Below are 7,908 nucleotides of genomic sequence, written 5' to 3' on the forward strand. Positions count from 1 at the left end.
CACGTGAATCGTCTTGAAAATATGAATTAGACATAGGCTAGTTGAAAATATAGAAAACAAAGGTAGAAAGTATCTACGTACTATTCGTTAATCTCATCGCCAATACAACAACACGTGCGGGCCTGAAGATCCGGGCCGAACTCGATCTCAAAAAGTACCCCATCGGCATCAAAATCACCGACGCTCAATTGGCTTCGCTCAATCTCAAGCCGGAAAACTTTCACGGTGACTGGAACTACACGGTTCTGCCGGCGCGAAAGAAAACTTAATCACGTTATTTGTGCGCGATGCCTTAGTGCCCAATCCGGTTCGCCACCCGGCTCGAGTTTTCTTACCGGCACCAGCGCCCGTTGCACCTCGCCTTGAACGAAGCGCGGCGTACCGCTTGCCCCATGACAGAGCAGCCGCGCGAGTTCGCGTACCGTCTGGCCAGGTTCCTGATCGGCGATCCCATGAACCGAAATCACCGCGACACGATCCTCTGCTCTCATCGCTTCTCCCGAGTCCTTAGTGACTGAACACGTGAGTGGAGCCGGCGACCGGTCCGCGGAAATTACGTACCGGTCCCCTTAGCCCAGGCCAGCAAGCTTTACGGCACCACCACCATCTTCGTGAACGGCGGAACATAGGCCTGCAACATCACTAGCACACCCACCAAACTCGCCAAGGCAATGGAGTGCCAGAATACGTAACGCAGAATCACGCCTTCCTTGCCGATGTAGTTGGTTGCCACCGACGCCACCACGATACTTTGCGCATCGATCATCTTACCCATCACGCCCCCCGAGCTGTTGGCCGCGGCCATGAGTTCGGGCGACAAGCCTAGCTGGTTCGCGGTGATTTGTTGCTGGCTGCCGAAGAGTGCGTTCGATCCTGCATCGGTTCCAGTGAGGGCAACTCCAAGCCAACCGATCAAAGTGCCGAAGAAGGGGTACCACCAACCGGTGTTGGCCATGGCCAGGCCCATGGTCGCATCCATGCCGGAGTAGCGCGTCGTGTAGCTCAACGCCAGCATGCAGAAGATGGTGATGAAAGAGAACTTCAGGGAAGAGAAGGTCTCCGCATAGCTTTTCAGAATTTCTCGCGGCGAAATTTTCATGATCAGGCCCGAGACAATTCCCGCGATCAGGATGCCGGTTCCGATGGAAGATAGGAGCCCGAATTTGAACACCGCTGCTTCAGGATGCGGCGTGGCAACCACCGGGGCGACTCGCTCGACGATCTGGTGCAGACCGGGAATAGCGTACTCGATGAAGGTCACGCCCTTGATGTCGATGACGCCTTTCCATGCTTTCCAGGCCCAAAACATCAAGACCACCGAGACGATGACCCACGGTGCCCACGCGGCGATGACTTTGTCCCGCGAGTGTCCATGGGCGTTGCGCTGTTTCTGGGCTTCTGCCCATGGCACGGTGGCCGAGCCGGGTTGCGCACTTAACCATACCTGCTTGGGTTGCCAGTACTTCAAGAACACCGCCACGCTGACCATGGAGATCATGGCCGAAACCATGTCCACCACCCAAGGCCCGTGGTAGTTCGAAATAATGAATTGCGGAATGGCGAAGGAAAATCCCGCGACCAGCACCGCGGGTAGAACTTGTAGTGTGCCGCGAAATCCCGCGAACGCCGCGACTAGCCAGATGGGTACGATCACGGAAAAGAAGGGGAGTTGCCGTCCAACCATGGCCGAGAGCACCAGTAAGTAGCTGTCGGTATTTTGCGTGACGCTGTTTAGGACCAGAATGGGAGTGCCGGATCCGCCGTAGGCGACCGGCGCGGTGTTGGCGATGAGTGCCAGTCCCGATGCTGCCAGGGGGTTGAAACCCAATCCAATAAGCATCGCACCCGTTACCGCCACTGGTGTGCCGCCACCTGCCGCACCTTCGAAGAAAGCGCCAAAACAAAAGGCGATCAAGATCAGTTGCAAGCGCCTATCGCTGGTGATGCCGCCGATGGAATCCTGTAACACTTGGAACAAGCCAGCCTTGACGGTGAGCTTGTACAAAAACATCGTGTTCAAGATGATCCAGCACGGCACCGTGAGTGCCCATGCTCCTCCAAACAGGGCGGCCTTGCCGGCCATCTCGACCGGCATTCCGAATACCAGGATGGCGATCAGCAGCGCGGCGATCATTCCCACAATGGCGGCGATGTGCGCCCGGATATGGAAAAACCCTAGGCCGCCCAGCAGCAGTATGACGGGAACGGCGGCGAGAAACGTGGACAGTACAACACTACCGGTTGGATTGTATTGCTGTGACCAATGCATGGTCTCTCCCCCTGTCATTTAGTTATATTTAAAGGCCATCGCGAAGCGATGGGCAACCAACGCTAACGCGTTCTTTATCTGCCTGGTTGACCTCGATCGGATTCTGGCTGAGACCCTCCCCCGAACAGCTCTTGAATCTGCATCTGGTTGCTTGCCGGGTCGGATTCCTCCTGTGCGGGAACATCGATCTGGATCTTGTCCGCATCGAAGATTTCTTTCTTGTCGAGAAACACCATCACCGTCTGAGGGAAAAAGATCACGACGCCCACTAGGACAAGTTGCAGCACCACGAAGGGGATGGCACCCATATAAATGTCGCTGGACTTCACTTTCTCCTTCAAGGTGCCGCTGGCGAATAGCGTGTCGGAAATGCCGCGCAGGTAAAACAGCGCGAAACCGAAGGGCGGGTGCATGAAACTTGTCTGCATGTTGACGCAGAGCATCACGCCGAACCAGATCAAGTCGATCCCCATCTTGGCTGCGACGGGAGCGAGCATCGGCAAGATGATGAACGCGATCTCGAAGAAATCGAGGAAGAAGGCCAGAAAGAAAATGAGGATGTTGACGACGATGAGGAAGCCAATCTGGCCCCCAGGCAAGCCGCTGAACAAGTGTTCCACCCATAATCCGCCGTCCACGCCTTGGAATACGAGGGAGAACACGCGCGAGCCGATCAGGATGAACACCACCATGGCGGTGATGCGCATGGTACCGGTGATGCCCTCCTTGACCAGCGGCCAGGCCAGCCGCCCGTGCACCGCAGCCAGAATGAACGCACCTACCGCGCCCATGGCGCCGGCCTCGGTGGGGGTGGCGATGGCGGTGTTCATCCCAGGTAATCCGCCCATGCTGCCCAGAACGGCGAAAATGAGGATGGCCGATGGGATGATGCCGCGCAGGCATTTGCGCCAGAGGGCCCAGCCCAGGAGCGTGCGCGCCTCGGGCGGCAGGCCCGGTAAATCATGGGGACGCAGCCGGCTGAGCACGAAGGTATAAAGCGCGAACAGCAATACTTGCAGAATCGCGGGGCCCCAGGCGCCTTGGTACATCTCGCCCACGGGCTTGCCCAGTTGGTCGGCCAGAACGATCAGCACCAGTGACGGCGGCACCAGTTGGGTGATGGTCCCCGAGGCCGCGAGCACGCCCGTGGCATAGCGCATCTTGTAGCCGTAACGCACCATCACCGGCAGCGAGATCATGGTCATGGCGATCACTTGTCCGGCGACAGTGCCGGTGATCGCGCCCAAGATGAAGCCGATGAAAATAACCGAGTAACCCAAGCCGCCGCGCACCGATCCGAACAACTGGCCCATGGAGTCCAGCATGTCCTCCGCCAATCCGCACTTCTCCAGGATGGCGCCCATCAGCGTGAAGAAAGGGATGGCCAGCAGCAAGTCGTTGGACAGGATGCCGAACACGTTGAAAGGCAAGTTGCCCATGAAGGCGGCGGGAAACCAACCCATCTGCACGGCGATGAAACCGCACAGCAGACCCAGCGCCGACAACGAGAAGGCCACCGGAAATCCAATGAGCATGATCAGAATCAACCCCGCGAACATCAGCGGCGGAAAATGCTCAATCTTCATTGCAGCGGCCGTGTGTATTGCAGATCCATCTCGTGTGCATGTGCCAGCCAGCCGATGCGCTTGACGATCTCCGCGACGCCTTGCAGCATCATCAGCATGAACCCGAGAGGGAGCATGAGCATGGCCGGCCAGCGTTGCAATCCTCCGGCATTGGCCGAGCCTTCGTTATTCACGAACATTCCCACGAAGAGCGGCCAGGAAAAGTAGAACATCAAGGCCATGACCGGCAGCAAGAAGCACGACAGGCCGAACAAGTCGATGTACACCCGGCGCCGGCTCGAAAAGCGCGCGTAGATCACATCCACGCGCACGTGTTCGTTCACCCGGAGTACCTGCGCCGCTCCCAGCATCACGCAGGCAGCGAACATGTACCACTGGATTTCGAGCCACGCATTCGAGCTGTAGTTGAAGGTGTAGCGCACGATGGCGTTGGCCGCGCTGATGAAGCACGCTAGAAACACCGCCCACTTCGCCGCGACGGCGAACTTGTCGGTGATCCAGTCAACCATGCGTGCGAAGGAGAGGAGAGCTTTCATCGCGCGGACTTCTCCGCGCAGAGGGGCCGGGGGCCGAACATTAAAAACGGCCCCCGTTACGTGATACAAGGCGCAGCGCGGTTTTTTCCATGGTGAACATCGATACTGGGTAACGCCAACCTTGCCGCACGTTCCAACCAGGGCACCGCCGCAAGCAGCCTATGAAGGCGGGCGATAGTATCCGAAAATTCCCGGTGCGCCGATGCGGACGCACGTGTGCCGCCGCCAAGACGGGCGCTCCTTTATTGGTGCCGGCCAGCGAGCGAGCATCGCTGGTGCATGGTATTTTCATTGGCTGGCAGTGCGAGTATTCCAACCCGCTGAGTTAGCACGCAATCGCCCCGGATTCCCGCGTGGCCCTGTTTTTGCGAAACGGCCGCGGTGCTAAGCACGATACCCCCACTTATTATTTCAATAACAGGACCTCTTCATGGATCACTCTTGCCAGTCCCATTCTCCGAATACGAGCGCTACATGAAACAGTTTTCGAAGTGCTTGGGTCATCGATTTTCCTTGAAAATTTCTGAATCGGGCAGTGTCACGCAAACTCGGGTCTGCATTGTAAGTTGCGGTGATTGCGTCCATCGCCTTCACCCACGAGCGGTTTTATGGAACAATGGCCTCGGCAAATTACGGCCTTGGGTGATTAAATGATTGACCGAGATGGCTATCGCCCAAATGTCGGCATCGTCTTGGCGAATGCCAGGAACGAGGTGTTTTGGGGCAAAAGGGTTAACGAGCACGCGTGGCAATTTCCGCAAGGAGGTATCAAGGCAGGCGAGGCTCCCGAGCAAGCGATGTACCGGGAGCTTATGGAAGAGGTAGGTCTTAGCCCGCACCATGTTCAGATTTTGGCGCGGACTCGGGGATGGCTGCGTTACGACGTGCCGTCCCATTGGGTGAAGCGCGACTGGCGGGGCAACTACCGGGGGCAGAAGCAAATCTGGTATCTGTTGAGGCTGGTGGGTCACGATAGCGACGTGTGTTTGCGCCGCAGCCCAAAGCCTGAATTCGATGCGTGGCGCTGGAGCGAGTACTGGGTTGCGCTGGAAAGCGTGATCGAGTTCAAGCGCGACGTGTACCAGAGGGCGCTGATGGAACTTTCCCATCATCTTCCAGGCGTGCGCGGGAAACCGGCCGCGGCCGCCGGCAGTTAATACAGGGTTTCGGGACAGTTCCTGAAATCTCTCAAGCGAATGCGACCGGAGGCGAGCTTGCCGCTTCCGGCCCGCAGTCTTCCCTAAGTAGCACGATGAAGGGGCGCTCCTGCTCCTCCCAGAAGGCGCTGGCGTCGCGCAATATTTCCAGGGTCATCCGGTAGCTTTCGGAATCCTCCGTCCACAGGCGTTGCAGGCCTTCCACGAGGAGCACCCAGCGTAGCCCAGGAAGCCACGATAGATCCATCAGGCAGTCGGTAAGCGCATCCCAGTTCTCGCCGAAATAGGCCGGCAACTGAAAAACTTGCTTGGCCGCTTGCATCAGGGCGGCCTTGCCTCCAATCTCGCGGCAATCCAGGTTCAGGAATTGGTAACCACGGGCGTGCGCCTGCAATGCCACCATATCCGTATCCGTATCGCTGGCGCCTTCGAGGAGGAAAAGGCCCGACTCTCCGGAGTCGAGGAGCGTACCCAGGCTAGATTTCATAGGCGTATTTCATTGGATGATTCGCCTGAAACTTCGGTAGTGATCCTGCGTGTAGTAGTACTCCGTGCGCTGGCCGGCCACGATACGCCGGGCGCCCCGGTGCGCAACGCCCGGCGTGGGTACGGTGTATTCCCGGTAGTAGTTGCGCGGTTTGGGCGGCAATAGGCGCTCCCGGTTTTGAAATAACACGCCGTCGCGAGCATACGGGAAGGGGCCTCCTGCCTCGATCAAACGCAGGGTTGCCTGGGCTTCGCGCGGCAGCTCCGCCACGCGAATGACACCGAACCCATCCGCCCCTTCCCAAGCGTCGGGGCTGGAGAGCGCAGCCAGGGCCGCGCAGATTAGAACGAAGGCGCGAAACAACATCCCTAGAGTTCAAGCACGATCTTCCCGATGTGGGAGCTGGACTCCATCATGGTGTGCGCGTCACAAGCGCGATCCAGCGCGAAGCGGCGGTAAATTTGGGGTTTCACCTTGCCTTGCTCGATGAGCGGCCATACGCGCTGCAATAGCGTTGCCGCGATTGCCGTCTTGAATTCCGCCGAGCGCGGACGCAAGGTGGATCCCGTGATGGTGAGGCGCCGGCGCAGTACATCGTTGAAATCCACCTCGGCCTTGCTCCCGCCCAGGAAGGCGATGATGGACATCCGTCCATCGTCCGCCAAGCAGCTTAGCTGGCGCTGAATATAGGTGCCAGCCACCATATCCAAGATCACGTCCACGCCGCGGCCCTGGGTGATGGATTTGACGACTTCGGCGAAGTCCTCCGTTTTGTAGTTGATGGCGCGTTCCGCTCCCAAGGATTCGCAGGCCGCGCATTTTTCCGCCGATCCCGCCGTGGCGAACACGCGGTGCCCCATGGCACGGGCGATTTGAATGGCGGTGACGCCTATCCCGCTGGAGCCGCCTTGCACGAGCAAGCATTCTCCGGCGGCGAGCCGTGCGCGCTCGAACACGTTGATCCAAACGGTGAAGACAGTTTCCGGCAAGGTGGCTGCTTCCGTGAGCGTGAGCCCCTTGGGAATGGGCAGGCAATGACCGGCGGGTGTGGCGCAATATTGCGCATAGCCCCCGCCAGGCGTGAGGGCACACACTTGGTCGCCAGTCTTCCATTGGCTCACACCGGGGCCCACCTGCACGATGGTGCCCGCCACTTCCAATCCAGGCAGATCGGAGGCGCCAGGCGGAGGCGGGTAGAGCCCCGCGCGCTGAAAGCAATCGGGGCGGTTCACGCCCGCGGCGGCCACCTGAATCATGACCTCTCCGGCCTTGAGCACGGGAAGCGGGCGTTGCGCTGGGCGCAGAACCTCCGGGCCGCCGGGTTGGGAAATTTCCACGACGTGCATCGAATTGGGGAGCGGCATGGGACCACCTGGGTGAGGAAAGCGGGGGGTTATAGCACCCGCTTACAGGATGACACAAGCCCGGGCACCAGCCGCGTCCGTCTATTCAGATCTTAGGGCTACCGCCGTTAATTCGGTGACCTAGGCAAGCGCCCCACAAAAGCGGTAGATGGGTTTGCTTCCACCCACTTTCCATTCACCTTTGCGCGGCTTGGCTGCGTCACGTATCCCCCATGGAGACGACTACTCAGAACCCCAGCGGAAGATTTGCCATGCGTTTGCGCGGGTGCTACATCGCACTGGCGGCCGGGCTTGCCATTCTTCCCCTTGCGTTGATCGTATTGAGGGCACCTCTAATAATTCAGCATTGTAGAGTAGTGTGTATGGAATCGATGTGATAAAAAGCCTCGAAGCGCAAAGTGATCCCGAGGCCGATGAAGAAAGACAAACGCAGGAAGCAACCCAAACCCAAGCAGCCTGGATTCTTCGATGTACAAGAGCGCGCCGAGCAACTCACTCGGATGGGAGAT

General features: G+C 58.6%; 9 protein-coding genes. 2 read left to right on the plus strand and 7 right to left on the minus strand.

The genetic code is table 11. From position 1 onward, the window contains the following. Positions 1-71: 71 nt before the first annotated feature. Positions 72-269, plus strand: coding sequence for a hypothetical protein (locus EXR36_14780; GenBank protein MSQ60860.1), 198 nt, complete (start codon positions 72-74; stop codon positions 267-269). Here EXR36_14780 and EXR36_14785 read toward each other — a convergent pair whose 3' ends face one another. From EXR36_14785 to EXR36_14800, 4 genes are all read right to left on the minus strand, one after another. Further along, positions 270-491, minus strand: coding sequence for a hypothetical protein (locus EXR36_14785; GenBank protein MSQ60861.1), 222 nt, complete (start codon positions 489-491; stop codon positions 270-272). A 98-nt stretch (positions 492-589) separates the two neighbouring features. Further along, positions 590-2,269 (minus strand): L-lactate permease, encoded by a 1,680-nt coding sequence (locus EXR36_14790; GenBank protein ID MSQ60862.1) that lies wholly within the window; start codon positions 2,267-2,269, stop codon positions 590-592. A 74-nt stretch (positions 2,270-2,343) separates the two neighbouring features. Beyond that, complete coding sequence (locus EXR36_14795) at positions 2,344-3,855, minus strand: TRAP transporter large permease subunit (protein ID MSQ60863.1); 1,512 nt, start codon at positions 3,853-3,855, stop codon at positions 2,344-2,346. Next, the gene (locus tag EXR36_14800; protein MSQ60864.1) at positions 3,852-4,391 is read right to left on the minus strand and encodes a TRAP transporter small permease subunit; all 540 of its coding nucleotides are present in this window, start codon (positions 4,389-4,391) and stop codon (positions 3,852-3,854) included. The genes EXR36_14795 and EXR36_14800 overlap by 4 nt, the downstream gene beginning before the upstream one ends. Before the next feature lie 650 nt (positions 4,392-5,041). Here EXR36_14800 and EXR36_14805 point away from each other — a divergent pair. Then, the gene (locus EXR36_14805) at positions 5,042-5,548 is read left to right on the plus strand and encodes an RNA pyrophosphohydrolase (GenBank protein MSQ60865.1); all 507 of its coding nucleotides are present in this window, start codon (positions 5,042-5,044) and stop codon (positions 5,546-5,548) included. Positions 5,549-5,579: 31 nt separating this feature from the next. On the opposite strand, the gene EXR36_14810 is transcribed toward EXR36_14805, so the two are convergent. From EXR36_14810 to EXR36_14820, 3 genes are read right to left on the minus strand one after another with little or no spacing between them, the layout of a single operon-like run. Next, positions 5,580-6,035: a hypothetical protein gene (locus EXR36_14810; GenBank protein ID MSQ60866.1), complete on the minus strand. Its 456-nt coding sequence runs from the start codon at positions 6,033-6,035 to the stop codon at positions 5,580-5,582. Between the two features lie 9 nt (positions 6,036-6,044). After that, positions 6,045-6,401: a ribonuclease gene (locus EXR36_14815; GenBank protein MSQ60867.1), complete on the minus strand. Its 357-nt coding sequence runs from the start codon at positions 6,399-6,401 to the stop codon at positions 6,045-6,047. Positions 6,402-6,403: 2 nt separating this feature from the next. Further along, complete coding sequence (locus EXR36_14820; GenBank protein MSQ60868.1) at positions 6,404-7,381, minus strand: NAD(P)H-quinone oxidoreductase; 978 nt, start codon at positions 7,379-7,381, stop codon at positions 6,404-6,406. Positions 7,382-7,908: the final 527 nt, after the last annotated feature.

The sequence above is a fragment of the Betaproteobacteria bacterium genome (assembly GCA_009693245.1).
In the GTDB taxonomy this organism is placed as follows: Bacteria; Pseudomonadota; Gammaproteobacteria; order Burkholderiales; family SHXO01; genus SHXO01.

Coding starts and splice junctions, on each gene's coding strand:
- EXR36_14805 (MSQ60865.1), top strand. CDS start 5,042: ATGATTGACCGAGATGGCTATCGCCCAAATGTCGGCATCGTCTTGGCG.
- EXR36_14790 (MSQ60862.1), bottom strand. CDS start 2,269: ATGCATTGGTCACAGCAATACAATCCAACCGGTAGTGTTGTACTGTCC.
- EXR36_14795 (MSQ60863.1), bottom strand. CDS start 3,855: ATGAAGATTGAGCATTTTCCGCCGCTGATGTTCGCGGGGTTGATTCTG.
- EXR36_14810 (MSQ60866.1), bottom strand. CDS start 6,035: ATGAAATCTAGCCTGGGTACGCTCCTCGACTCCGGAGAGTCGGGCCTT.
- EXR36_14815 (MSQ60867.1), bottom strand. CDS start 6,401: ATGTTGTTTCGCGCCTTCGTTCTAATCTGCGCGGCCCTGGCTGCGCTC.
- EXR36_14800 (MSQ60864.1), bottom strand. CDS start 4,391: ATGAAAGCTCTCCTCTCCTTCGCACGCATGGTTGACTGGATCACCGAC.
- EXR36_14820 (MSQ60868.1), bottom strand. CDS start 7,381: ATGCACGTCGTGGAAATTTCCCAACCCGGCGGCCCGGAGGTTCTGCGC.
- EXR36_14785 (MSQ60861.1), bottom strand. CDS start 491: ATGAGAGCAGAGGATCGTGTCGCGGTGATTTCGGTTCATGGGATCGCC.